General features: G+C 32.9%; 19 protein-coding genes. 11 read left to right on the top strand and 8 right to left on the bottom strand.

All coding sequences use genetic code 11. The features are described 5' to 3' along the window. Nucleotides 1-533: 533 nt before the first annotated feature. From HM992_RS06835 to HM992_RS06815, 5 genes are all read right to left on the bottom strand, one after another. Nucleotides 534-2,483, bottom strand: coding sequence for a putative porin (locus HM992_RS06835; protein WP_179319162.1), 1,950 nt, complete (start codon nt 2,481-2,483; stop codon nt 534-536). A 133-nt stretch (nt 2,484-2,616) separates the two neighbouring features. After that, nucleotides 2,617-4,581 (bottom strand): S8 family serine peptidase, encoded by a 1,965-nt coding sequence (locus HM992_RS06830; protein ID WP_179319161.1) that lies wholly within the window; start codon nt 4,579-4,581, stop codon nt 2,617-2,619. Nucleotides 4,582-4,703: 122 nt separating this feature from the next. Further along, nucleotides 4,704-5,426: a hypothetical protein gene (locus tag HM992_RS06825; protein ID WP_179319160.1), complete on the bottom strand. Its 723-nt coding sequence runs from the start codon at nt 5,424-5,426 to the stop codon at nt 4,704-4,706. A gap of 15 nt (nt 5,427-5,441) precedes the next feature. Further along, nucleotides 5,442-6,926 (bottom strand): RagB/SusD family nutrient uptake outer membrane protein, encoded by a 1,485-nt coding sequence (locus HM992_RS06820; protein ID WP_178985771.1) that lies wholly within the window; start codon nt 6,924-6,926, stop codon nt 5,442-5,444. Nucleotides 6,927-6,937: 11 nt separating this feature from the next. After that, a complete protein-coding gene (locus HM992_RS06815) occupies nt 6,938-10,162 on the bottom strand; it encodes a SusC/RagA family TonB-linked outer membrane protein (RefSeq protein WP_179319159.1) in 3,225 nt (1,074 codons plus the stop codon). Between the two features lie 215 nt (nt 10,163-10,377). Here HM992_RS06815 and HM992_RS06810 point away from each other — a divergent pair, with 215 nt between their 5' ends. The 6 genes from HM992_RS06810 to HM992_RS06785 all read left to right on the top strand — a co-directional run bounded on the left by HM992_RS06810 (nt 10,378) and on the right by HM992_RS06785 (nt 18,636). Then, nucleotides 10,378-10,980: a ribonuclease HII gene (locus tag HM992_RS06810; protein ID WP_179319158.1), complete on the top strand. Its 603-nt coding sequence runs from the start codon at nt 10,378-10,380 to the stop codon at nt 10,978-10,980. 32 nt (nt 10,981-11,012) lie between these two features. Next, nucleotides 11,013-13,367 (top strand): ribonuclease HII, encoded by a 2,355-nt coding sequence (locus HM992_RS06805; RefSeq protein ID WP_179319157.1) that lies wholly within the window; start codon nt 11,013-11,015, stop codon nt 13,365-13,367. Between the two features lie 89 nt (nt 13,368-13,456). Next, nucleotides 13,457-14,506 carry a nucleoid-associated protein gene (locus HM992_RS06800; protein WP_178985775.1) on the top strand — a complete coding sequence of 350 codons (1,050 nt, stop codon included), beginning with the start codon at nt 13,457-13,459 and terminating at the stop codon, nt 14,504-14,506. Between the two features lie 63 nt (nt 14,507-14,569). Beyond that, a complete protein-coding gene (locus tag HM992_RS06795; RefSeq protein ID WP_179319156.1) occupies nt 14,570-16,168 on the top strand; it encodes a fibronectin type III domain-containing protein in 1,599 nt (532 codons plus the stop codon). Next, on the top strand, nt 16,149-17,831 hold the full coding sequence (locus tag HM992_RS06790; protein ID WP_179319155.1) for a fibronectin type III domain-containing protein: 1,683 nt from the start codon (nt 16,149-16,151) through the stop codon (nt 17,829-17,831). Before HM992_RS06795 ends, HM992_RS06790 begins: the two co-directional genes overlap by 20 nt. Before the next feature lie 70 nt (nt 17,832-17,901). Beyond that, on the top strand, nt 17,902-18,636 hold the full coding sequence (locus HM992_RS06785; RefSeq protein WP_179319154.1) for a YoaK family protein: 735 nt from the start codon (nt 17,902-17,904) through the stop codon (nt 18,634-18,636). Here HM992_RS06785 and lipB read toward each other — a convergent pair. The 3 genes from lipB to HM992_RS06770 are packed head-to-tail and all read right to left on the bottom strand — an operon-like array spanning nt 18,633 to nt 20,318. Continuing rightward, the gene (gene lipB / locus HM992_RS06780; protein ID WP_179319153.1) at nt 18,633-19,343 is read right to left on the bottom strand and encodes a lipoyl(octanoyl) transferase LipB; all 711 of its coding nucleotides are present in this window, start codon (nt 19,341-19,343) and stop codon (nt 18,633-18,635) included. The two genes, HM992_RS06785 and lipB, sit on opposite strands and share 4 nt — an antisense overlap. A gap of 12 nt (nt 19,344-19,355) precedes the next feature. Continuing rightward, nucleotides 19,356-20,120: a hypothetical protein gene (locus HM992_RS06775; RefSeq protein ID WP_179319152.1), complete on the bottom strand. Its 765-nt coding sequence runs from the start codon at nt 20,118-20,120 to the stop codon at nt 19,356-19,358. A gap of 39 nt (nt 20,121-20,159) precedes the next feature. Further along, the gene (locus HM992_RS06770; protein ID WP_092446701.1) at nt 20,160-20,318 is read right to left on the bottom strand and encodes a YqaE/Pmp3 family membrane protein; all 159 of its coding nucleotides are present in this window, start codon (nt 20,316-20,318) and stop codon (nt 20,160-20,162) included. Between the two features lie 110 nt (nt 20,319-20,428). Here HM992_RS06770 and HM992_RS06765 point away from each other — a divergent pair, with 110 nt between their 5' ends. The 5 genes from HM992_RS06765 (at nt 20,429) to HM992_RS06745 (ending at nt 25,767) form a co-directional block, all read left to right on the top strand. After that, on the top strand, nt 20,429-21,484 hold the full coding sequence (locus HM992_RS06765) for a response regulator transcription factor (protein WP_179319151.1): 1,056 nt from the start codon (nt 20,429-20,431) through the stop codon (nt 21,482-21,484). Nucleotides 21,485-21,593: 109 nt separating this feature from the next. Beyond that, on the top strand, nt 21,594-22,004 hold the full coding sequence (locus HM992_RS06760) for a DUF1573 domain-containing protein (protein WP_179319150.1): 411 nt from the start codon (nt 21,594-21,596) through the stop codon (nt 22,002-22,004). Nucleotides 22,005-22,201: 197 nt separating this feature from the next. Then, nucleotides 22,202-23,107, top strand: coding sequence for a thioredoxin family protein (locus HM992_RS06755; RefSeq protein WP_179319149.1), 906 nt, complete (start codon nt 22,202-22,204; stop codon nt 23,105-23,107). A 68-nt stretch (nt 23,108-23,175) separates the two neighbouring features. Beyond that, nucleotides 23,176-24,864, top strand: a complete 1,689-nt coding sequence (gene lysS / locus HM992_RS06750; protein WP_178985784.1) for a lysine--tRNA ligase — start codon at nt 23,176-23,178, stop codon at nt 24,862-24,864. A 294-nt stretch (nt 24,865-25,158) separates the two neighbouring features. Continuing rightward, nucleotides 25,159-25,767, top strand: coding sequence for an endonuclease/exonuclease/phosphatase family protein (locus HM992_RS06745; protein ID WP_179319148.1), 609 nt, complete (start codon nt 25,159-25,161; stop codon nt 25,765-25,767). Nucleotides 25,768-25,902 lie beyond the last annotated feature (135 nt).

Below are 25,902 nucleotides of genomic sequence, written 5' to 3'. Positions count from 1 at the left end.
AATGAACTTTTCTTTACTTTTACTTAACACTGTTTCGCTAAGCGGGTGCAAATATAAAACCCTTTTTTCACTCTCACAAATTTAATTTGAAAAAATATTTTATTATTTTTCTAACCTTAATTTATCTGGAAATGAACGTTCGAAACGCAACTAAATGTTTTTGTTTCGGGGTGCAAATATATAACCCTTTTCTAAACCCACAAGCCCTTTTTTAATTTTATTTTAATCTTTTTTTTAAGACTCTTGAAACCACTAACTTACACCGTAAATCTTTTTTAAATCAAAATAGTTCGTAGCATCTTATTCCCATTAATCATAGGTAACACTGATCTTATCCAATTCCTGAACCACTACAAGTACCCGCGTTAGCGGTAGTAGCGGCATCCTTTTTTTTGATTCTGTAACACCATTATATAAGGTATGCTCTTATATAAGTATGGTCGTATTCTGTTCTAAATATTTATTCTAAAAAAAGATACAGCGGATGACGCGGCTCTTTTGCCTCTTAAAAGCAAAAGAGAAACGCTATAATACTATAAAAAGAAATCCCACACTAGACCAAACCTAATAGTAAAGTCTCTGTATGGATTATTTGGTGCTGAAAAATAATCGTATCCTGTAAATGATGAATTGAAGTGTTCTGCCTTGAAAAAAATACGAGTTTGTCTAACCTTAGCCGTAATAAAGAAATCTAGCCTCGGGAAACCACCAAGTTTAGTTTCGTTCTGTGTATAGAATTCTGCTAATAAAGGATCATAACCATTCATATTGTACTCAGAGAAGTAATTAAAGGTAACTCCTGTTTGTAACCTCATTGATTTTTTGAATAAGTCGTTGGAATAATACAATGTGTTTCTTGTAATAATTGCTGGTACGTTTAGAACATCATCATCGCTGACGACATTTTGATACATTACCGTATTATCCAATGCAAAATTCCCAACTTTGAATTCCTTCTGTAATTTTAATCTTAAATACTGAAGTGGTTTATTATATTGCTTTGGCGATATTTTCTTAACATCATCTAAAGTTTCTTCTAAATTAAAATAGGTATAGTTATCTATATTAGATAAATCTAAAGTGGCATTTAACCATTTTTGAGATTTTAAATTGAATTTTAATTGTTGTGTATTTACATTATTAAAATTCTCCAAATTATACCAATTATAATTTAAATAATCACTTTGATATAACAGGTAATTATAATTTGGAAGTCTAGAGTTTATTGAAATCCCACCAGATAACGCAATATCTTCATTCAACTTTAAGTTTAACTCCCCTTCTAAATAACTACCAACAAATGTATCGGAAAGGTTGAGCCCGCCCTTACCTGTAATATTAAAACCTTTATAGGTTTTTGAATATGCCCCTTCTACTCCAAAGTAGTTTGACTTAATTCTATTAGTAATGGTTTCACCTGCCAACAATACGATACTATTATAACCATAATTAACATCTGTGTAATTTACAGCGAACGAAATATCACCAATTACATTATTAATATAATTTAATCCGAACGAGGTTTTAAAATTCTCTAACTTTACTTTATCATTAATACTATTGGTAAAAGCATCACCAAAAAAAGTTGTGGCGGATTCTGTTTGGCTATACTGATAATATTTATCTTCTAAAGAGATCTTATTAATAAGTCTGATGCTGTTATTAGATAAGGAATCTTTGTTTTGAAGTACACCATAGGAGTGTTCAAAATAAAAACGTTTACCCTTTAATATATTTTCTGCATCCTCAAATACAGGATCAAATACTGAACGGTCTAAAAATTCTACCTCTCCCGAAGTAAAATTTTCCAAGTCTTCTGTTTCTAAACCACCATTCTCTTGATTTAGCAAGTCTTGCATCACCACATAACCTTTAGCTTGATATTTTTCGTTTTTCGTCTTATATTTTGAAATAAATCGAAAATTCCCAGTACTAGTTAATGCGTTTTGATAGTTTCCTAAAGATCTTAATCCTTTATATGCAATTGAAAAGTTAAATTGTTTAGAAAGATTTACCGTAAAGAAAGCATCTAAAAGTTGACCTTGTTCAAATGCCGTCTTATATGTTAAACGCGTCCATGGAGTTGGCACTTCATAAGACATAATATCATAGTGCTCTAAATAATTAAAATGACGTGCTCTAGCCCCAAACAATGGTGACGTACTATTATCCCAAGCATTAAAACTAAGTGTGTTATACGTTTGCCCAATATTAGCAAATGGCATTAATTCAAAATTATCTTTCTGAAGGTAGTTGAATTTATATTCTTTTTTAATGGTTAGTGTCGTATCTACTTGTATCGAGTCTTGTGCATTATTATACTGTAGATACATATCTATGGTTGCCAATTCTTTAAATCCTTTAGCTTTTTTAGACATTGCACTATCCTGTCCACCAGTATAAGCTTTGTTAAGTTTAGTTTGAGAACTAAGGCCTACTGTAAATAAACAAAATACAATTATGAAGAAATATTTGATCTGCATGTAATACTATCTAGTTGTGAAACAAAGTAAACTATAAATTATTGTTTATGAGTGAAAAATTACAATTTACTTAACAAAAAAAGACCAACAGTAATAATTGTTGGCCTTTAATAATCTGTAATTATTGAAATTTTTATTCAATAATAATCTTTTGAGATGTAACATTACTTCCTTGAGAAATATTTGCAATATATACACCTGAAGTTACACCACTTAAATTTATAGTTTCGTTAAAACGAACTGAACCGTTATCGAAAGCGTTTTTATAAACTAAGCGTCCACTTATGTCGTAAATATCTACTTTAACATCATTAGTATTATTTAAACTAGAGTCAAAACTAATTGTAAATTCACCTTTGTTAGGATTAGGATATACCACTAAGCTATTAGATAATACATTATCTGCAGTACCTAGAGTAAGATTACTTCCTGTAATAATTAAAGAGAAATCTTGATCCTTAGGGTCAAAAAATCCACCTTCTTCACTTTTTAATGTTCCTTTATGAGATATCGTCAAAGTATAAACACCTGCAGAAGGCGCATCAATCTCAACAATCTCTACATTATCTACAGTGTTATCACCTTTTGAATTAGAAAAACCAGCAGTTGCAGAAAAATCCAATTTCCATGGAAAGTAAGTTACACCATCCTTAGAGATTCTTAAATCCAAATCATTAATCAATCTTGGTGTCGCATCATTTAATGTTCCGTTATTAATACCACCTGACATATCTGTCCAGCAAATAGTAGCTTTTAACTTATCACCTGCTTGTGCAGAGAACGTCATCTCAACAACTTCATCTTGCGACAAATTATCCTCACTAATTAGAGCATCACCTGTCGTTCCGTCTAAAATTGTTTCAGCAGAAGCTTTTGCATCTAGAAAACCCCAGCCAAATTTAGGATCTGGACCAGCAGCCGCGATATCATCAATAGCTGTATGACATACTAAACCTTTTAAAGTTGCTGAATTCATGTATTCACTATGTAATTGGTTGTAATATTGTTGTAACAATACTAACGTACCAGTTGTATTTGGAGCTGACATTGATGTACCAGTATAAGTAGCATATAAACCACCTGGAATTGAAGAATATAAATCCGTTCCATCTGCAGCGATATCCGGCTTTATTCTTAAATCATCTGTTGGTCCTTGACTACTACTTGGATTAATCACTAAGTTCTCTAATTCGTAAGTAAAAAATGCTAAAGATGGATTAGCATTAGCAATAACTAGGTTATTTTTAGCATTTTTATCTGTAGTTAATTTATCATAGCCAGCGAGCATGCCATCATCGTATGTTGTGTTCCCTGAATTACCTGCAGAAGCAACGATTAAATATTTTGGATTTACTCTAGCCAAATCATCTATGTTTTTTGCGTCTTGCGAATAAGCTCCCATATACCAAGATGGTAAATAATCACCACTATCACTACGAACTGGTACACCATAAGAGTGATTTGAAAGTAGAATTGGATTAGTAACATCATTAGCTGCAATTCCCATCTCAACTTCATCATTATTCCAATTGTATGATTTTACAGTCACCTTAGTTGCCATACCTTTAGCATTAGCATCAACACCTTTAGCCGCTATAGTCCCAGATACATGTGTTGCATGACTACTATAAGTACCCGGATCATCAGTATCAACAACAGCATTATCTATTTTAAGAATACGCGATGCTGTATTAGCCGTATTCTGAAATTCAGGATGCGTATCATCAGCTGGACCACCATCCCAAACACCAACAGTCATACCGTCGCCATCCAAATCTAAACCTAAACTACCACCTGTTTGAAGATGTGATGTTTTAGTTCCTCTAGACGCAAGTAAATTATATGTAGATTTATACAGCACTACTCCGTCTCTAACATCAAATAAATGTGTAATATTTATACTGTCTTTTATAGTAACTTTAGTATCAGGATTAGCTTGTAAATAAGCTTCAACTCTAGCGATTCGATCTTGCTCTTGAGACTCTAACCTTTTTATTAACGAAAGATTTTCCTTGGAAAAACTAGCATTGTTTGGGTTTTGACTATAGCCAATATTAAGCATGAAAAGAAAAGCAATAAGGGGTAAGAAATTTTTCATAGTTCTTTTTTAGAAATTTTTATCTTGCAATATACAGTATTTTGATATAATTTATAGAAACTTATTAAATAAAAAAAGCCACCATATAACTATGGTGGCTTTAAATAATATAAGAATATGTTTTACAATTCTACAGTAAAAGTTGAGGATGATGACCCACTCGTTAAAGTCGTAGGTTCAACATAAACAGTAGAACCATTGGTTACAGTATATGAACTTCCACCATCTCCATAAGAATCCAAAACTACGATTCCATAAGATCCTGCTAATAAACAAACTTCTGTATTGATTGTAGAATCAGCTAATCCATCATAAGTACCCCCAGAAAAAATAACTGTTGGTGTCCCAGATAAATCATACAATTCCCAAGAAGTTTCTTCTGGCCAAGTATCTGTTGTGATAGATATTGTAGCATAGATACCAGGACAAGCCTCGGCAACATTAACTAAATACCCAGAACTAAAATCTAAACCTTCAACACCTTTAAAATTAATCATTAAGGTTTTGTCAGCTTCATAATAATTAAGTGTCTCATCATCAGTGATAGTCACTAAAAAAGAACCTTCATTAGTATTTGCTGGAATAGTTACAGTACTTAAAGTGTATGGACTAGTTAAAGTAGAATTAGCTTCATCAACTTCCACTGTATAAGTACGATCACTTCCTGATACTTCACTTGCGTATACCATTACTTCAATCGTAGACGTCAAATCTTGTTCAACAATAACTTTAGTTGGTCCTAGTTCAAATCCAACATAGTCACTTAAAGATGATGAATCATCTTGCTCACAATTAAACATTAATACTGCTGTGAACATTGCAATATATTTATAATATTTTTTCATAATAATTACGTTGTTTTAGTTTTGTTCGCTGATACTTGGATTATTATCGATTTCATTTTGAGGAATCTCAAATGACATCTCATCTGAATTAGCTATAAAAGATTCACCAGCACGGAATACATGATTAGTTCCTCTATTTACTGGTTTTTGATTTCTCTTTAAAGCAAAATAAACTTTCCCTTCACCCCAAAGCTCAATTCTTGTTTGCAAGTAAATTGCATCTTGAAGAGCAGTACCAGAAAGTGACGACATGTAAGAACTAGCTTCACTACTACCTAAACGGCTAGATAAAAGCTCAATCATAGTAGCCTTAGCAGCTCCTTCATCACCTGTTTTAGCGGCAGCTTCTGCACTTAACAAATAAAACTCTTCAACTCTCATGAAAATTAAGTCAGTAGTAATAATATACTGACCACCTGCAGCTCTACCTGGATCAAAAAACTTATTGATTGGCATTAATGGCGCATTAGCAGTTCCAAACTGTGTTTTTCTAATATCGTTAGCTGGAATCAGAGCATATAACCCATCATCTATGGCTTTTGAATCACCAGCCCAAGCATAACTATATGTGAAATAATCAATTTGTCCCCACCAATCAATTAATTGATGGCCTAAACCTTCCGTTAAATCAAATCCCCACATCCATGAAGCAGTGTTGATATCATTAAAACCTGAACCATTACCAGGAAAAGCTAATTGATCTGCAGTTGTTAATGGATAACCACTATTAATTACAGCATCAGCATATATTTTTGCATCAGCATAATTCCCCATGGCAGCATATGTGTATGCTAAGAACCCTTGAGCGATAGGTTGATCTATTTGATTCTTAAGTTCACGAGTGTAACCATCTAATAAATCGATAGCATGTGTTAAATCAGCAATAATTAAGTCATAAATTTCAGACGCTGGTACCTTTGCTGCATTTGCTACTTCACCATCATAATAAGGTAAAATAGGTTGAGCAGGATCATATTCTCTCTGAAAAATTTGTGTTAAATAAAAATATGCATATGCACGAGACGCTTTAGCTTGACCTAATATACGACGTACTTCAGCTCCTTCAGGATCTGCATCATTACCACCTGCAGATGTAATTACACTATTCGATAAATTAACGATTTTGTAAAAATAATCCCAGATAATTCTATTCTCAGTTGCTGTAAAATCTACAGTAGCTACTAAATTTGACACACCATTATACCAACCATAAGAACTGGTTGCTAATGACATATCGCCAGATAACATATCTAACCAAATATCAACACCTTTATGACCTAAGTCATAATGCTGACCATCTAAAATCCCTTGATCTTGGATCATAAAACTAGCAATACCATCTAGTGTTCCTTCGATTAACTCAGGATTCTGCTCAGAGAAATCTGCGAAATCTTCACTAGTAATAACATTCGTGTTTCTAACTGGATCTAAAAAATCCTCTCCACAGCCCATTATACTTAATGAGGCAAATGCAATTAAACATACAATACTTCTTTTCATAATTTTTCTTTTTAAAATTCAATTTTTGCTCCAAGACTAAATGTAGTCATTGGCATATATATACCAGAGTTAGAGCTACTAATAAGTGTTGATGGGTTCAGACCATCTCTAGCACTTAACATCATAAGGTTATCACCAGATACAAACACTCTCACATTTGAAAGATTCATATCGCTAATAGCTTGCTTTGGAAGCGTATAACTAAGGTTTATGTTATTTAAAGATAAGTAATCAGCTTTAGTTAAGAATCTAGTAGATGTTACAGCGTATTGTGAATCAGTATTATAACCAGCAGATATTCTTGGTACATTAGTAATGTCACCTGGTTCTTTCCAAGAGTCTCTTACATCTGTATGGAAGTTATCACTACCAATTAGGTTTCTGTTTTCCATTAACCTAGCATAACCAGAGTCGTAAACATAACCACCTAAACTATAACTAAATTGTGCCGTTAAATCAAAACCTTTATATCCAGTATTAATACGGAAACCACCTCTTACTTTAGGAATTGCAGATTTTCCAACATACTTATTTGTTGCTTCAGTATAACTACTTGTAGTGGTCTTTTTAATGTTTGCATTAGGATTTTCATCTGTATACAACTTCATACTAGCAATTTGTGTATCACCAGCACCATAAATACCATCACCATCTAAATCATCATAGTATAAATTCCATAATGCTGCACCTGTAGCAGGATCCACACCAGCCCACTCACGCATGTACCAATCATAAAGAGATTTTCCTTGTGAATATCTACCATCCAATACTTTAGGCTCACCAGTATAGTAATCCTTAGGCATTTCAGTAATTTCATTATCAAATAATTCACCATTAATACCAGCAGATAATCTGAAATCTCCATCTTTAATAATTCTTACTAAAGCGTTGAATTCAATACCACTGTTACGCATAGTACCATCGTTATATTGAATCTGAGCAGAACCACTAGAACCTGGTAAACTTTGGTTAAAGAATAAATTTGTTGTGTTTTTAACATAGTAATCTACATCAAGATCTAATCTATCATTAAACCAAGTACTTTCAAAACCAACTTGTGCAATTTTAGAAGTCTCCCAAGTTAAATCTGGGTTAGCTAATGTAGAACCTTGAGTAAATGAATAACTACCATCTGCAGTATCATTAATATTATACAATTGCCATCCGTACTGTAAGTTATTACCTTGATCACCAATTACACCATAACTACCTTTAAGTTTTAAGTAATCTAAGAAGCTAACATTTGATAAGAAATCTTCTTTAGAAGCTACCCAACCTAAACCTACAGAGCCAAACGTACCCCATTTATCATTTAAGAAACGTGAAGAACCATCTCGTCTAACAGAACCTGTAAAATAATATTTCTGTGCGTAATTGTAATTTACTTGCGCAAAGTAACTATCTAATGTCCAACCTTGAGAATAAGAATATGCGTTACCAAATGGTGTAGTATATTGCGCTAAATCTAATGTATTAGGTAGAATTGCTGTTTGAGCACCTGCACCAAACACCTTAAATCTATTTTCAGTAGACTCATGTGCAACAAATGCCTCTAAGCCATGCTCTCCAAAAGATTTATTAAAACGTAATAACTGTAAAAAGTTTTGGTTTGTATTTGTAAGTTGTTGTTTAAATAACGTTCCCCCAACATCTGCAGAACCTCCATAATATGGATTTGCTCTAGAAGAGTTATCAGAAAAATTATATTGCCCACTGTAACGAACTTCTAACTTTAAATAATCAGTAAAATCAACACCAACATTAAAGTTACCTAACATTGTAACTACATCTGTTTGTTCTAAATTATAATTTGCATCAGCAATACCATTAGTATTTGTCCATGCTCTTCTACCATATTCTCCACCGTAATCATACTGAAAACCTCCATAAATAGGATCAGCAATACGATTACCATCTGTATCTCTAAGATAAATATCATAGATTCTAGGTGTTGTAGAAGTCAATGCAAAAATATTCCCTGACGAACTAGATTCATTTTCATCACCACCAGAGTTAGTATATCTACCTCCTGTAAATGCAAGATTACCTCCAATAGTTAACCAATCTTTTGCTTTATGCTCTAAATTGATTCTGGTAGTATATCTTTTATAACTAGACTTAATTGCATAACCTTGATCATCTAAATAACCAAAAGAAGTTGCAAATCTTGTTTTTTCATTACCACCACTAAACTGAACGTTAGCTTCTTGTCTAACACTTGTGTTAAATGCTGCGTCAGACCACTTAGTTGGAGTGTACTTACGAGAAATTCCTGAATTAAATTGACCTGTAGAAGGATTAATTAAATCAGAACCCTGTGCATCCCATATATTATATTGGTTGTTGATACCTTCAGCTGTACCATACAAGTTAGCACTTGCATATGCTGATGGATCTGCTTGGCCTAATAAAGCACCTTTATTTTTAAGTGCCAACCAAGATAGCTCAATATACTCTTCTGGAGACTCAATAACATCATATTGAGGTAACAATAAAGAGTTTAAACTTGTCTGAACATCAACAGATATTACAGAACTTCCTGATTTACCTTGTTTAGTTGTAATTAAGATAACACCATTTGCCCCTCTTGATCCGTAGATAGAAGTTGCAGCTGCATCTTTTAATACCGTAGTACTTTCAATATCTGCTGCATTAATAGAAGAGATATCACTATTATATGGAGCACCATCCACAACGTATAAAGGAGCTGTGTTACCATTTACAGAACCAAAACCACGAATACGGATTGTTGCATCAGATCCTGGAGCACCATTACCTGTAATAACGTTCACACCCGCAACCTCACCTTTAAGAGCTTGAGAGATGTTAGAAACTGTTTTAGCTTCTATATTTTCGGCAGCGATTTTTGTCGCAGTACCAGTAAAAGCATCTTTTGTTGATGTACCATACCCAACAACAATTACTTCATCTAGAGTATTTGCATCCTCTAAAGCAACGTCGTAAGTACTTCCAGCACCAATAAGAACTTCTCCAGGCTCCATACCTACATAAGAAATTACTAAAACATCTCCTTGATTGACTTGAATGGTATACTTACCATCAAAATCTGTTTGTTGACCTCTAGAGGTCCCTTTTACAATTACACTAGCGCCAGGAAGGGGTAAACCATCCGCTACTGTTGTAACTGTACCTGTGACAGTTTTCTCTTGTGCAAAAGAAAATTGCATCACGAACGCCATAAAAAGCGTTAATAACCATGTTAACTTTAATTTCATAAAACAATTATTTGAGTTAGTCTAGTTGCAAACATCTTAATTTTATATTAAATAACCAAGTGTTTTTGCTAAAAAAATGTTAAGAACGTTACCATATTGATAACGATACGAATAAATCATTTTTTCCTTTATTTTAAACCTTTTACTCAATACTTAGATGCAAAAAGTGTAAAAGGGTTGCGTTAAAATTTTAACTTTGTTCAAAAATTTACGTTTTGGCTCTAAAAATTCAGTTTTCAACTTTTAATTTAGAATGTGGCACGGACGAAGCTGGCAGAGGCTGTTTGGCTGGTCCAGTAACAGCCGCAGCTGTAATTTTACCGCTATCTTTTAAAAACACTCTATTAAACGATTCAAAACAGCTTTCTGAAAAAAACAGAACGTTATTAAAACCTATTATAGAGAATACTTGTATCACCTATGGTGTTCAACATATTTTTGAATCTGAGATCGACACCATTAACATATTGAACGCTTCAATAAAGGCAATGCATGGAGCGATTTCAAAACTAAAAACCACCCCTGAATATATTATTGTAGATGGCAATAGATTTAAACCTTTCGATAACATTCCGCATTCTACGATAATAAAAGGTGACAGTAAGTATCTGAGTATTGCAGCCGCTTCTGTATTAGCAAAAACATACAGAGATTATTATATGGAACAGATACATGACGAATTTCCCATGTACAACTGGAAACAAAACAAAGGTTACCCAACAAAAGAACACAGAGCTGCCATAAAAAAATACGGCATTACCAAATATCATAGAAAATCATTTAGATTATTACCTGAGCAATACAAATTGGATATATAACTTTTATATTTGTAAATTAAATTTTTAATCTAATGAAGCGACTTGGTTTTTTATTAATAGTATTCACATTTGTATTTGCATGCCAAAAAGACTACAACAAAACCAAACAACCTTATAAATTTATTCCTGCTGAATCCACTTCAGTCATTCGTGTAAATGAGCTCAACGATTTTGTTAATAGTATTGAAAATAATGATGTACTCTCCAACCTATATAATAAGGAGTTAAAAAATGCCGTTTTATTTCTCAATAATCTGAACACAACCGAGCATGTTTATATCTCATCTCAAGACTCAAATTTTCTCATTCTAACGGAAAACGATAGTTCGCTCTTTGTCTTGGACTCTATTAAGAATATTATTTCAAAAACTTTGACCGATATAAACATTGAAGAAACCCAAATAGACGACCAAACCATTTACCATAAAATTATAGGAAACACTTTTGCAGGTTCAAATAATTTAGAACTTTTAAAAACACTCAATTCCGAAAACGAAAACACTAAACTTAGTCAATTAATTGAAACGACAGATGAAAAATCGGTGGCTTCCGTCCTATTTAAATCAAAGGCGACTAATTATTCTAAATTATTGTTTTCCGATATCGTAAATAAAGATAATTCAAGCTTTACCGTTTTAGATTTTGATTATGCAGAAAAAGGGCTGAATTATAACGGCATAATAACCTCTAAAGATTCAAGTTTCAACGCTCTTGACAGTTTTAAAAACACCATTCCACAAAAAACAAACTCCCCTTCAATTGCCCCTTATAATACAGCATCATTAATCAGTATTAGTTATGATAATTTTTCAGTATTTAACAGAAACAATAATCAAGCAAGGGGTAGCATTATTGAAGTCCCTGAAACCTTCTTAAACTTAACAGATGAAATTGCATTAATTGACGATGTATTAGCCCTCCATTCATTAGATCCCAACTTAATTGTTGAATCTATTGAGGATAAATTAATATCTGAATCTTTTAGAGATATCGATATTTATGAATTTGGAAATCGAGATTTCTTCAAGTCAAACCTAAAACCATTTATTCGTTTTGAAAATGCGAATTTCTTTTCTGTTTTTGAAAATTTTATTGTGTTTTCTCATTCTACCGAAACTCTAAAGTCTATTTTAACTGATGCTTTAAACGGTAATACACTCGCTAATTCAGATGCATTTCAAAGTATCAGTGATAATTTGAGTGATGAAGCATCGTTATTTATCTTCAAAGATTCTGAAGAACTATCTAGTGTTCTGGGTAACACTATGACTGGTTATAATGCCAATGCTGTTCAGTTTATACGCGAAGATAATTATACACATATTAACGGAATCATTCAGAAATTCAAAAAAAGAGCAGCTTCAAATTCTGTTGCCGAAACGTTTACAACACAACTTGAAGCGACCATCTTAACAACACCACAAGCCGTTAAAAATCATGTTTCTAAAGCACACGATATTGTAGTGCAAGATATTAATAACATACTTTATCTTGTCTCTAGCACGGGTAACATTCTCTGGAAAAAACAACTACAAGGTCGAATTTCAGGCCAAGTTGAGCAGATTGATATATATAAAAATGGTCGTTTGCAATTAGCGTTTACAACTCCAAATCAACTTTATATCTTAGATCGAAATGGTAATGATGTCTCCCCTTTCCCTTTAAAATTTAACGATGCCATTACCCAACCGCTTTCGGTTTTTGATTATGACAAACGAAAAGACTACCGATTACTTGTTACTCAAGGTAAAAACCTCTTGATGTACAATGCAAAAGGACAGTCTGTTGGCGGGTTTAATTATAAAAACGATAATTCTGAAATTGCATCTCAACCCAAACATTTCAGAATAGGAAGCAAAGATTATATCGTGTTTGGTTCTGGCGAACATCTTAAAATTTTAAACAGACAAGGTGCTGCTAGAATTAATGTAAAAGACAAGATTCGTTTTTCGGGTAATGACATTTACTTATACCAAAATAAATTTACAACGACCAACACATTAGGCCAACTGATTCAAGTAGATACTAGAGGGAATTTAAGCACACAAAACCTAAATCTTACAGACAAACACAAGATTGCCACCACTAGTAAAACTTTAGTTTCCTTAAGAGAGAATAGATTAATCATTAAATCGAGAACTATAGATTTAGATTATGGCGACTATACTGAGCCTAGAATCTATTATTTAAATGATAAAATCTATGTAACCACTACAGATTTACAATCTAAAAAGGTATATCTTTTTGATAGTCAAGCCAAATCAATTCCTAATTTTCCTGTTTTTGGTACGGCAGCTGCAGTTCTAGAAAAACTAGATAACGATAGAGGTTTGGAATTGATCACACAAAGCGATGATAAAACCATAGTGGTATACAAATTACACTAAAAGCAATTCTATTTTAGGACTATTTTCAATCAGAATAAGCCCTACTTTTGTAGTTTTGCATAATCAATATTTAGACACTATTTCTACCCATGATAAAACGACAAAAAGCATCCTTAAGAAGCTGTATAATTCACAAAGTTGGCAATAAATTTAATGGCACAAAAAATGCTTTTTCTGATGCTATTGTAGAATTTGATGAAGCCACTTATAATTTAATGCTACCGTATCTTTTAAAGCCTTTTGTAAGTGTTGCAGAAAGTTATCGTTTCCATCACCATAGTGATGTTGGGCTGAATGAAATTAACATCTACAGCGATCAACTTTTTAAAGAGGACGCTGATTTTGTAGAGATTTCAAAGCATATTGTAACCCATTTGTTTGAACAAAGTAATTCGGCTCAAATTAAAACAGGAGATGTCCTTATTTGTCATTTTGAAAATGTACAATATGAAGACTATTTTACCGATGCCATTGGTATCTTTAAAATTGAAAACAAAACAGAATTTTTTCAGACCTATTTAGAAGATAATAACTACGACATTTTAGTGCAAAAAGGGATTCAAGCTAAGAAGGTAGATAAAGGGTGTTTAATTTTGAATACTTCCGACATGGAAGGTAAAATTGTATTTAGCGTTGATAACAACACTTACGACACCCAATATTGGATTAAAAGTTTCCTAAACATTAGGTATCCTGACGATAGCAACCAGCACACCAAGAATTGCATAGAGCTATGCAGAGAATTTTCTAAAGAAATATTACAACCTAATTATGGAGGTCAAGAACAGAGCAACTTTTTAGCTAAAACAGTTGACTTTTTCAAAGAAAACGAAATTGTAAATATCGATACGTTTAAAGAAGAAGTTTTTGAGGAGGAAGATAAAATTCAACTTTTTGAAGACTATAAAAAGATTTATGAGACTGACAATAAAGTCCTCATTAGAAACCAGTTTGACGTTTCGGAAGTTGCTTTAAAAAAACAAAAGCAAAAGATTAAAACCGAAATTAAATTGGACACCAACATACAAATAAAACTAGATGTTGATGCACCAGATGCCTCAGCAGAATATTTAGAACGTGGTTACGATGAGGACAAAAAAATGCATTTTTATAAGGTATTTTTTAATGATGAGACATAATTTGGTTTGTACATGTTAAAAAAAAAGTAGAACTTAGTTCTCTAATCTTTTACTTCAAAACTATTGACTCCAATACCTACAAAAGAAAAACCAACCTACATTAATATAACAAAATCACTCCTTATACTTGTTGTGTTAACAGCATTGAGTTGCTCTACAGATACAAGTAATAATGGTATTCCTTCAGAATTTGAAGTTACTGTAAACTCAACCAGTGTTACCAATATAGATATTAGCTGGAGCGAATCCTTTGATCCAGAAGGAGACACAATAAGTTATTCGGTTTATTTGGAAAACCAAGAATATTCTAGTCATCAAAACACTAGAACTTATAGTTTTGAAAACTTATCAATCTCAAATGATTATGAAGGTTTCGTTATAGCTCACGATCCTTCTGGCAACGAGCGCATTGCTGATTTTTCATTTACAACTACTGAAAATTTACCACCAAGCAATTTTGAAATTATTTTAGCTACACCAAGCAATATTTCAATTGATGTCAGTTGGACAGAAGCTATAGATCCAGAAGGTACAAATGTTTCATACGATTTATACATTGATGATACGTTGATTGCTTCAAACCTGAGCGAGACTAGCTTTTTAATCGAAAATCTAAATGCGGCAACAGTTTACAACCTTAAAATTGTTGCTAAAGATGACATAGATAATACAACTAATTTAATTTCTAATTTAGAAACCTTAGATGGTATTTACCAAGGGGATTTAAGCCTAAGAACACAACAAGCCGTCAATAGCTTTGGAGAACTTGGATACATTGAAATCACCGGTAATTTAGAGATGGATGGACTTGCCGTGTTTACTGATGTTACGGATTTATCACCTATTAACAGCATAAAAATAGTGAGAGGGTATTTTCATATCAATTTTATGGGAACCTTAACGAGTTTATCAGGTTTAGGCATAGAGCATGTTGGTCAGAATTTCAAAATCAGTAATAATGATGGTCTAAATAATTTAGATGGCCTAGACAAATTGGAAGAAGTATTTGGTACATTTCAAATTGAACAAAATAGTAATCTTCAAGATATATCAGGCATAAACAATCTTACCACAATTGGCACAACACTAGCCATATTAAATAATATAAATCTAATTACTGTTACTGGATTTAACAATTTAAATTCTGTAGATAGTATTTGGTTTCAAGCGAATTGGTCTCTAACTCAAATTAATGCTTTCAGTAGCGTTACGGCGTTAATTGGCGATCTAAATTTAACAAGCAACACGGCGCTGACCACATTAGAGGGAATTAATAATATTGAAAGTATTGGTCGTGTATTTATAAAAAACACATTACTCGAAAATTTTAATGCGTTATCCTCCTTAAGTATTGTTGGAGGTGATTTTGATATTCAAGATAATTCGGCTTTGCAAAACGTAAATGGCCTAGCTACTCTTACCGAAATAACCTATGGTAACTTGAGTTTTTTCTATAACACAAGCCTTACAAGTTTAAATGGTTTAGAAAATTTAAACCAAATAGGCGGTACCATAAACTTTGTTGGTAACAGCAATTTATCAGATTTTTGTGCACTACAAGATTTAATGCAAAACTTCTCTCCAGGTTCTAGTCCATCAATAAACAACAACTCATATAACCCCTCAACAACTGATATTGCCAATGGAAATTGCAGTAATTAAAAGACAACTAATCTTAGGACTTTTCTTCATTTGTGTATCTGCGTGTTCAGACAATGATGTTGATGAAACTGAAAATCAACCTCCTTCAACTTTTGAAGTTACAGTACATCCTATTGCGGAGACTTCTGCTGACATCACTTGGAGTCCATCCATAGATCCAGAAGGAAGTACTGTATTCTATGACGTTTATCTTAACAACATAAAACAGGTAGATAACATCACAGATACAACTTACAGTTTTGAAGGATTACTAGAAAACGAAAGTTATAGTGGTGAAGTTGTAGCTTCTGATCCCGAAGGACATACAATTTCAGCACCTTTTAATTTTGAAACTACCCTAAATCAGCCTCCATCGTTATTTGAAATAACTATAACCAGCACCAACCCTTTTTATCCAAGAATTGCGTGGACTGCTTCTACTGACCCAGAAGAAGGAGAAATTATATACAATATTTATCTAGAAGACCTACTTATAGAAGGCGAATCAATAGCATTAAACCAATCTTTTGAAAGCTTAAGAGGGTTAACGGATTATACAGGTTGGGTTGAGGCTGTTGATGAACAAGGAAAAACAACAACGGTTTCATTCAGTTTTACTACGGATATTAAAATTTACGATGATGATTTATTATTAAGTGATCAATCTATGGTCGACGCTTTTGGTAATGATGGCTATAATGAAATCGATGGTAATCTTAACATAGGTAGCCTACAACAGAATTTAACCGACATTACAGATTTGTCTTTACTCGAAAGTATAACTTCAGTGAATGGGAATCTTTCTATAAGAAACACCATATGCACCAATTTTAATGGTTTAGAAAATATAGATATAACTTACTCCTATGCTAAACTAACTATTGAAGATAACGACCAATTAATTAATTGTATTGGACTCAATGGTATCACTACAGCTCACCAAGTTTATATTGCAGATAATGATATGCTTTTAAGTTTAGATGGATTATCTTCTCTAAGTTCTGTTACTAATTATTTTTGGGTAGTATATAACCCGAGTCTAAATTCAATTTCCGGATTAGAAAATTTAAGCAATGTTCCGCATACGCTATCGATCTCTAACAATGACAGTTTAACCTCGTTAATTGGTTTAGAAGGTGTTGCTAGTTGTGGAGAATTAAGCATTATTGATAATGATAGTTTATTAAACTTAGAAGGGTTAAATAATATAACCTCCAGCACTTCTGCAGTAAACATAACCAACAATAATGTTTTACAAAATATAGATGGTTTAGAAAATTTAAGTCAAGCCATATCGCTTCATATAGCTGACAATCCGCTCTTAAGTAACTTGAATGGTTTAGAAAATTTAACAGATCTTAACCATACTTTAGAAATATCTAGAAACAATGCACTTACAACATTTAGCGGCATTGAAAACATTAATTTTAGCGATAATCAGGCTGACTACCACGCGTTGCTAATTTGGGAAAACGCAAATATTACAGATTTGGACCCAATGGTAAATTTCGCGTTTAACCGAGGTATAATTAACATCCAATCGAATCCTCAGTTATCCGATTTTTGTGGTTTAACGACTCTAATTTCAGGAATGGACGACTTTATGAATGGCTACAATTTTGCGTCAAATAACGCCTATAACCCAAGTGAGATGCACATGCTTAATGGGAATTGCTCTAATTGAAACAGGTATTGTACACTATAAGTCTTATTTTCATAAAAAGTATGTAATTTGATCCTCTAAAATAAAAGGCATGTTTAGACATCAAGGTAAAAGCAGAACATTATTACACAATCTGCGAATTGCTACTATTTTGTCGTTTGTTGCGGGTATTGTCAATGTCACTGGATTCTTAGCATTTCACCAATTAACCACCAATGTCACCGGCCATTTTGCGCTGTTTATTAGTGATGTAGCCAATTTTGAATTTTGGAAAGGCACTATCTTTTTACTTTATATTATATCGTTCCTTTTTGGCTCTTTCTTTTCAAGTTTTCTTATTGAAAAATTCAAAGAAAACAAACGAATGAATGTTTTTGTTCTCCCAACATTAATTGAAGTTCTTATTTTAGCTGTAATTGCTTTTACAAGCGACATAACTACAATACAATATCCAAATGTCATTATTTGCGCACTTCTCTTTGCTATGGGACTCCAAAATTCACTGGTAACAAAAATCTCTAATGCAGTGGTGAGAACAACCCATTTAACAGGTTTATTTACAGATTTAGGAATTGAGCTTTCCCAATTATGTTTCCGAGGAAATCACCATAACAGAACCCAAATAATAGCAACGATTAAGCTGAGAATTGCAATTATTTGCTTCTTCTTTTTTGGAGGACTCGTTGGCGGTTACCTTTATTCAAAATTAGATATAAAATTAAATACATTATTAGTAGCTGCATTTATCTTAGCAATCAGTCTATTTTATGATGATTTAAGATATGGTTACATCAAAACGAAGCGAAAATACAGCCAAAGAAACTAATCCACAGACGCTGTAAACTCAGCATTGAATAATTCTGAAAAATGTTTCAAAATCTTAGTTTTCACCTCAGTTTCATCAACTTTATCGACACCTAATTCATTATTAAGTGTTGTAACTGCCTTGCCGCGAATACCACATGGAATAATATGATCAAAATACCCTAAATCGGCATTCACATTCAATGCAAATCCATGCATCGTTACCCAACGGCTAGCGCGTACTCCCATTGCACAAATTTTACGAGCAAATGGTGTTCCAACCCCGAGCCAAACCCCTGTTTCACCAGGACTACGTTCGGTTTTTAATCCATACTCAGCTAATGTGAGAATAATCACTTCTTCTAAAAAACGTAAGTACTTATGTATATCTGTAAAGAAATTATCTAAATCTAGAATCGGATAACCTACAATTTGGCCTGGACCATGATAAGTAATATCTCCACCTCTATTTATTTTGTAGAAAGTCGCTCCTTTTTCTGTGAGTTCTTCCTCTGAAAGCAATAAGTTAGACAAGTCTCCACTTTTACCCAAAGTATAGACGTGTGGATGTTCTACAAAAAGAAAGTGATTGTCAGTAACTAAACCTGCATCCTCTCTTCTATTCTTTATTTTAGTCTCTAAAATGGCTTTAAAAAGTGCTTCTTGGTAATCCCAAGTGTCCTTAAAATCCTTAATTCCTAAATCCTGAAGTTGTATCGTTTTATTCAAAATAATTAGTTTTTAATCTTCTAAAACAACTTCAATATCCAATAGTTCTGGATTCTTAAGCATGTCGATAAACGCAACTTCATAAGTAACCGTTTTTCTATCTTCACTGTACATGGCTCCTTGTTTTGAAAAGGACTTTACAGCTTTTGGAAAATGATAATTAATTCTATACTTAGACGATCCCAACATCATAGCCGATTTATCAATACTATCTAAAGATTGTTGGTGTTTTTCGACATCAATAATCTCAGCACTTCTTTTAAAAACCTTACCATCATATGAGTAACTCACCAAAGTTGAACCTTCATTCCCCATACTAGAAAAAGGACTTAACGGTAAGTTATCACTAGCAGTTTCATCTCCTTTTAAACTATTGAAATTATTCATTGCTTTGTACATATCGCGCAACTCATTGGCATTATCAAAATCTGTTTCTATATCAAAAAACATCTTCTTTTTATCAGGATCCATAACCATATGAAGTTTGTAATCTTCCATGGCTTTAATCTTTTCTTGCTCTTTTAAGGACAAATTCTCTATACTATCTTTATATTCTACTAGAAAGTCTTTAAAAACAATTGTTGAATCTACAGCTTTGCTCATTTCGCCAGAAGCGTCATCACCTAATTGTTCTAACACATCCATCATTTCTGATGCATCCATTGAGAATTTTACGGTACCACTACCATCTTCATTTATGTAAATATTTTCAGAGAACTGACAACTGCTAAGCGCCAATAGCACTGCACACATAAGTAGTGTAAAAACCTTTTTCATTGTAATATTTTAGTGTTTAAAGCTACAAAGGTAAGACTTTTATCGCTCTGGATTATTCAATATAACCAATGCGGCAATAACACCAGGCACCCAACCACATAGCCATAATAGAAACGTGATTAGAATTGAACCACAGCCTTTATCTAAAACTGCTAAAGGTGGACAAATGATAGAAAGGATAACGCGCCAGATACTCATAATTTGTTTGATGATTTGATGTATAAATAGGACGTCATTCCACTCGGTTTGTTACACTTTTTATGAATTTGATGTATCAAAATCCTAATAAATTTATGTAGTTTCGTTACATGCGACTAAAAACACTATACGTTTTTTTAATTATCACCTCAGTTTGTAAAGCTCAATATTCTTTTTCGGGTTATACAAACCCTGAAGAATGGGACAGATCTGTATACCTTTCTATTGTTGAAGATTACCGAAAAATGTCTGGTGTGTATTCCGAACAAATTATTGCAAAAACATCGGCTGACTCTAATGGTTTTTTTGAATTTAAAGGGAATATGCTCGATACCGAAAACAGAATCTATCGCATTCATGTAGATAAATGTTCCGATATGCAACAAGGTATCAATCACTTTAATGGGCATTGTAGTGATAGTGAAGAACTCCTCTTCATTGCCAAAAATTCGGACACCTTAAAGTTACCTTTTTCATTTGGAAACCAGGTATTTTGCCGGGTAGAATCCAATAACCCAAAGGCTAACGCTTTTGTAAAAATCGATTCATTAAAAAATGATATGCGTTTTGCTTATAGTGAATTTAGAAGTGAAGCCAATCGAAAACTAAATAACAAAAAATGGTTTAAAACCCTTCAATACTTCGGTGAGGCTTTAAATGAACCTTTAGCAGAACTCTATATTTATAAGTATTTATCGGATAGAAGTAGTGATTTGCATAGCTATTATGTTGAAGATTTAAAGGAAAACGACTATTACGATAATTTAAAAACACGATTAGAAACAAGTTACCCAAATTCAACCTACACCAATCAATATTCCAACGAACTAGAAGCTGATCGTTATATGTTATCTTCTTCGCATGGAAATACAACATCAAACTTGAGTATTTTCCTCTATGCTATTTTAGGATTTTCAATGATGCTAAATCTATTTTTCCTGTATCGCTTTTGGAAACGCAATCAATGTAAAATAGACGATTTAAAAGCAAAATTATCTAAACAAGAGCAAGTGGTTTTAGAGCATTTGCTCTTAGATAAAACAAATAAAGACATTGCTGAATCCCTTTTTTTAAGTGTGAGTACTGTAAAAACACACACTAACAACATCTACAAGAAACTCAATGTACAATCTAGAGATGATGCAAAATCACTATTTATCAAATAGTTACAAAATTCAACCTTGGTACTAGTACCGATTTCCAACCTGGTTTTTTTAACATTTACATGTTTATATGTGATGTTTGTTTTCATATTAATCATTTAAAATATTTATTATGAAGCAAACTTTAAACATTGCCGTTATTTTAGTTTTAGCAATGAACTTTTTTAACGTAGCACCACCAACTGAATTTGACAAATACGATTCTAAAGTCGCTATTTTAAAATTTAAAACAGAAATTATTGACTACGGGACGATTACTCAGAATTCTGAAGGGAAGCGCCTCTTTACATTTACCAACACTGGTGATGCTCCCTTACTCATTACAAAAGTAAAAACAAGTTGCGGCTGCACAGTGCCTAGCTATTCTAAAGCACCTATACAACCAGGAAGCCAAGGTGAATTAGAAATTAAATACGATACTAAGCGATTGGGTGCCTTCACCAAAACCATCACGGTAATGTCTAATGCTGAAGGAGGGAACAAAATCCTGAAGATTAAAGGGACTATTGTAGCCGCAAAGTAAGTCTAGAAAATTACCCCGTTTTTAATATAATGTCATTTCGGTAGCATGAAGCGTGCGCGACTTTAAACCGAAAGGTTTAGTATAGCGGCATCTCACATAAGAACATGTCTATAAATTCTCTATGAGATTCCTTATGCGTTTAGCATTCGAAATGACATTAATCTACAATTCATCATTCTAATTATAAACTCATCAAAATGAAAACGAACATTTTTTTAATGCTCATCACATTAATAATGGCATTTCAAACCCATGCACAGCAATTAAATCAAGAAATCATAAACGAAGGTGAAACTCCTTATTTACTCGGAAGAATTGATAAAAAAGGCTTAGAGCGAGATAATTACAAATCATGGTTCACTAAAAACCATGAAGCATACGAACCAAATATAGAATTGATTAGTACAATTGCCTCAGAACTAAAGAACTATTCCATCACTCTATTTTTGGGTACTTGGTGTGGAGATAGCAAACAGGAAGTTCCAAAATTTTACAAAGTGTTAGATGCTTGTGAATTTCCAATGGAACAATTAACAGTGGTTGCAGTAAGTAGGCAAGCAAACATGTACAAACAAAGTCCTCAACATGAAGAAGCTGGTTTAAACATTCACCGCGTACCAACAGTTATTTTTTATAAGAATGGAAAAGAAATCAACCGTATTGTAGAACATCCTATCAAAACGTTTGAGGAAGACATCCAGAATATTATTACGGTAAACGATTATAAACCTAACTATCAGATTGTAAGCACCGTTAATAATATTCTGAGTAAAGAAGGTGCCGAAGGCTTAAAACAAAAACAGAAAGAGCTACTAAAACAGTTTAAAGGAAAAGCACCAAACATGTTTGGACTCAATACTTATGGTCGAATCCTCTATGGAACAGATAGAGTTGACGAAGCTATTGCAGTATTTACTTTAAACGCTAAGATATTTCCAGATCAACCAAGAACATTTATGAGCTTAGCCAATACGCTTGGTGTTTCCGGCAATAAAACAAAGGCAATAGAAGTCCTAGAAGAAGCGATAAAATTACATCCAGATAATAATGATTTAAAAGAAAATTTAGAGGTTATAAAATCTAACCCAAAAGGAGCTCGTTAATTTTTGTAAAAAGTGTAATTTTGCATCTGCTTACTGAAAAACAAGTAAGTCGATAAAAATTAATAAGAATGCAACTTTCAGAACAAGAATTGGTAAGACGCCAAAAGTTAGAAAAGCTTAGAGCTTTAGGGATCAACCCTTATCCAGCGGATTTATTTCCGGTAAACCATACTTCAAAACAGATAAAATCGGATTTTGAAGAAGGTAAACAGGTTATTATAGCTGGTCGTTTAATGGCAATTAACATTCAAGGAAAAGCGTCTTTTGCACAATTGCAAGATAGCGAAGGTCGTATTCAAGTGTATTTTAATCGCGATGAAATCTGTACAGGCGAAGACAAATCACTTTACAATGATGTCTTTAAAAAATTACTCGACTTAGGTGATTTTATTGGAATTGAAGGTACACTTTTCACAACGCAAGTTGGTGAAAAAACGGTAATGGTTAAAAATTTTAAAGTACTGAGTAAAGCCTTAAAACCTTTACCAATACCAAAAGTTAAAGACGGAAAAACCTATGATGCATTTACAGATCCTGAGCAACGTTATAGACAGCGTTATGCTGATTTAGCTGTAAATCCTCACGTTAAGGAAGTATTTATTAAGCGGACCAAGCTTTTTAATGCTATGCGTCAATTTTTTAATGATGCTGGTTATTTTGAAGTAGAGACTCCAGTTTTACAACCCATTCCTGGTGGAGCTGCCGCACGTCCGTTTATAACACATCACAATAGTTTAGATATTCCGTTATACATGCGAATTGCTAACGAATTATACCTAAAACGTTTAATCGTTGGTGGATTTGATGGCGTTTATGAATTCTCTAAAAACTTCAGAAATGAAGGGATGGATAGAACTCATAATCCAGAATTTACAGCCATGGAAATCTATGTTTCGTACAAAGATTACAATTGGATGATGGATTTCTGTGAGAAACTTTTAGAGCATTGTGCACTAGCTGTAAATGGAACATCTGAAGCCACTTTTGGTGAACATAAAATTAACTTTAAAGCTCCATATAAACGTATTACCATGCGCGATTCTATTTTAGAATTCACAGGTTTTGATATTTACAATAAGTCTGAAGACGAAATTAGAGCAGCTGCAAAAGGCATGCATATAGAAGTGGATGAGACGATGGGTAAAGGCAAATTGATTGATGAAATTTTCGGAGAAAAATGTGAAGGGAATTATATTCAACCAACATTCATTACTGATTACCCAAAAGAAATGAGTCCTTTATGTAAAGAGCACAGAGAGAATCCTGAATTAACAGAGCGTTTTGAATTAATGGTATGTGGTAAAGAAGTTGCCAATGCCTATTCAGAATTAAATGATCCAATAGATCAACGCGAGCGTTTTGAACACCAATTAAGTTTAGCTAAAAAAGGTGATGATGAAGCCACAGAATTTATTGATCACGATTTTTTACGTGCGTTAGAATACGGAATGCCTCCTACATCTGGAATGGGTATTGGAATGGATCGTTTAATTATGTTCTTAACTAATAATCAGAGCATCCAAGAAGTATTATTCTTTCCTCAAATGCGACCAGAGAAGAAGAAAGTAGATCTTAGTGATAATGAAAAAGCGATTTTAGAAGTTTTAAAAGCTGAAAAACGTATGGATTTAAATATTCTTAAATCTAAATCTGGCTTAAGTAATAAAGGCTGGGACAAAGGTTTAAAAGGATTAGCTAAACATGGCTTAACTAAGGTTGACAAAACCGATGACGGTTTGTTTGTTCAAATGATATAACCTATGATGAAGTGGCTAAAAAAACAAAAAACATATCTTTTAATAGGATATGTTTTTTTGTTACTGATTCATTTCGGTTTCAAAGACCACCTTTATCTTACCGGTATTCTATTTTACGCATTTCCGGTACCTATTTTAATTTTAGCTATATTCCCACTTATAGCACTATTTTATAACAAGAAACGTATCCGTTTCACCTTATTGGGGTTGATTGGTTTGCTGTCTTTTATTTGGATTAACAATCAATATATTAATTTTGAAAGCAGTAATGTTAATTCAACTAACTCAATATTTTTGTGGAATATCGCTGACCAAAAAGATTATAATATTGACGTTTTAAAGAAAACTTTAGAAGCACAACGTATAGACGCTCTATTTTTTGTTGAAGTTTTACATAAAGACAATAATTTTAATTCCCAATTCAAACAAGAACTCCACAATTATAATATTGAATTTTTAGAAGGAAACATGATGGTCGTTGCCAAAAAAGGCATAACAATCGTTGATTATATTGAAGAAGAACGCCATTATAAACTCAATCACTTAAAAGTAGAAATAGGCTTAAACACGTTTGAAGTAATAATAGTTGACATTTTTGCAAAACCTTGGCACAATAAAAAAAAGGCCTTTACCAAAATTTATAAATACCTAGAAGACCACGACATTGATATTATACTAGGGGATTTTAATACCCCTTACGAAAGTATTTATTTTAATCATTTTAAAACCAATTATACATCTGCACGTAACTTTCAGAAGGGATTTTCAGCGACCTGGCCTTACCCAATGCCTTTGTTAGAAATTGATCATATTTGGATAAAGAAACAACAAACTATTCTCAGCACAGAAAAGAAATTTTACACAGATTCCGACCATGCTTTACTTATTACGGAATTTAAGTAATACCCACACCTTCAACTAAATTCGTTTTAGAAATGCCAATTCAAAGTTTTATCTAAATTTTAAAATGTCTATACTTTGGGATTGTATCTTCTGAGTTTAAAATTAAATGATATGGTCAGCTCATTCTTTTTTATT

It is taken from the genome of Winogradskyella helgolandensis (genome assembly GCF_013404085.1).
Lineage (GTDB): Bacteria > Bacteroidota > Bacteroidia > Flavobacteriales > Flavobacteriaceae > Winogradskyella > Winogradskyella helgolandensis.
The sequence above is the reverse complement of the archived record's forward strand: the minus strand, read 5'-3'. Positions and strand labels throughout refer to the sequence as shown.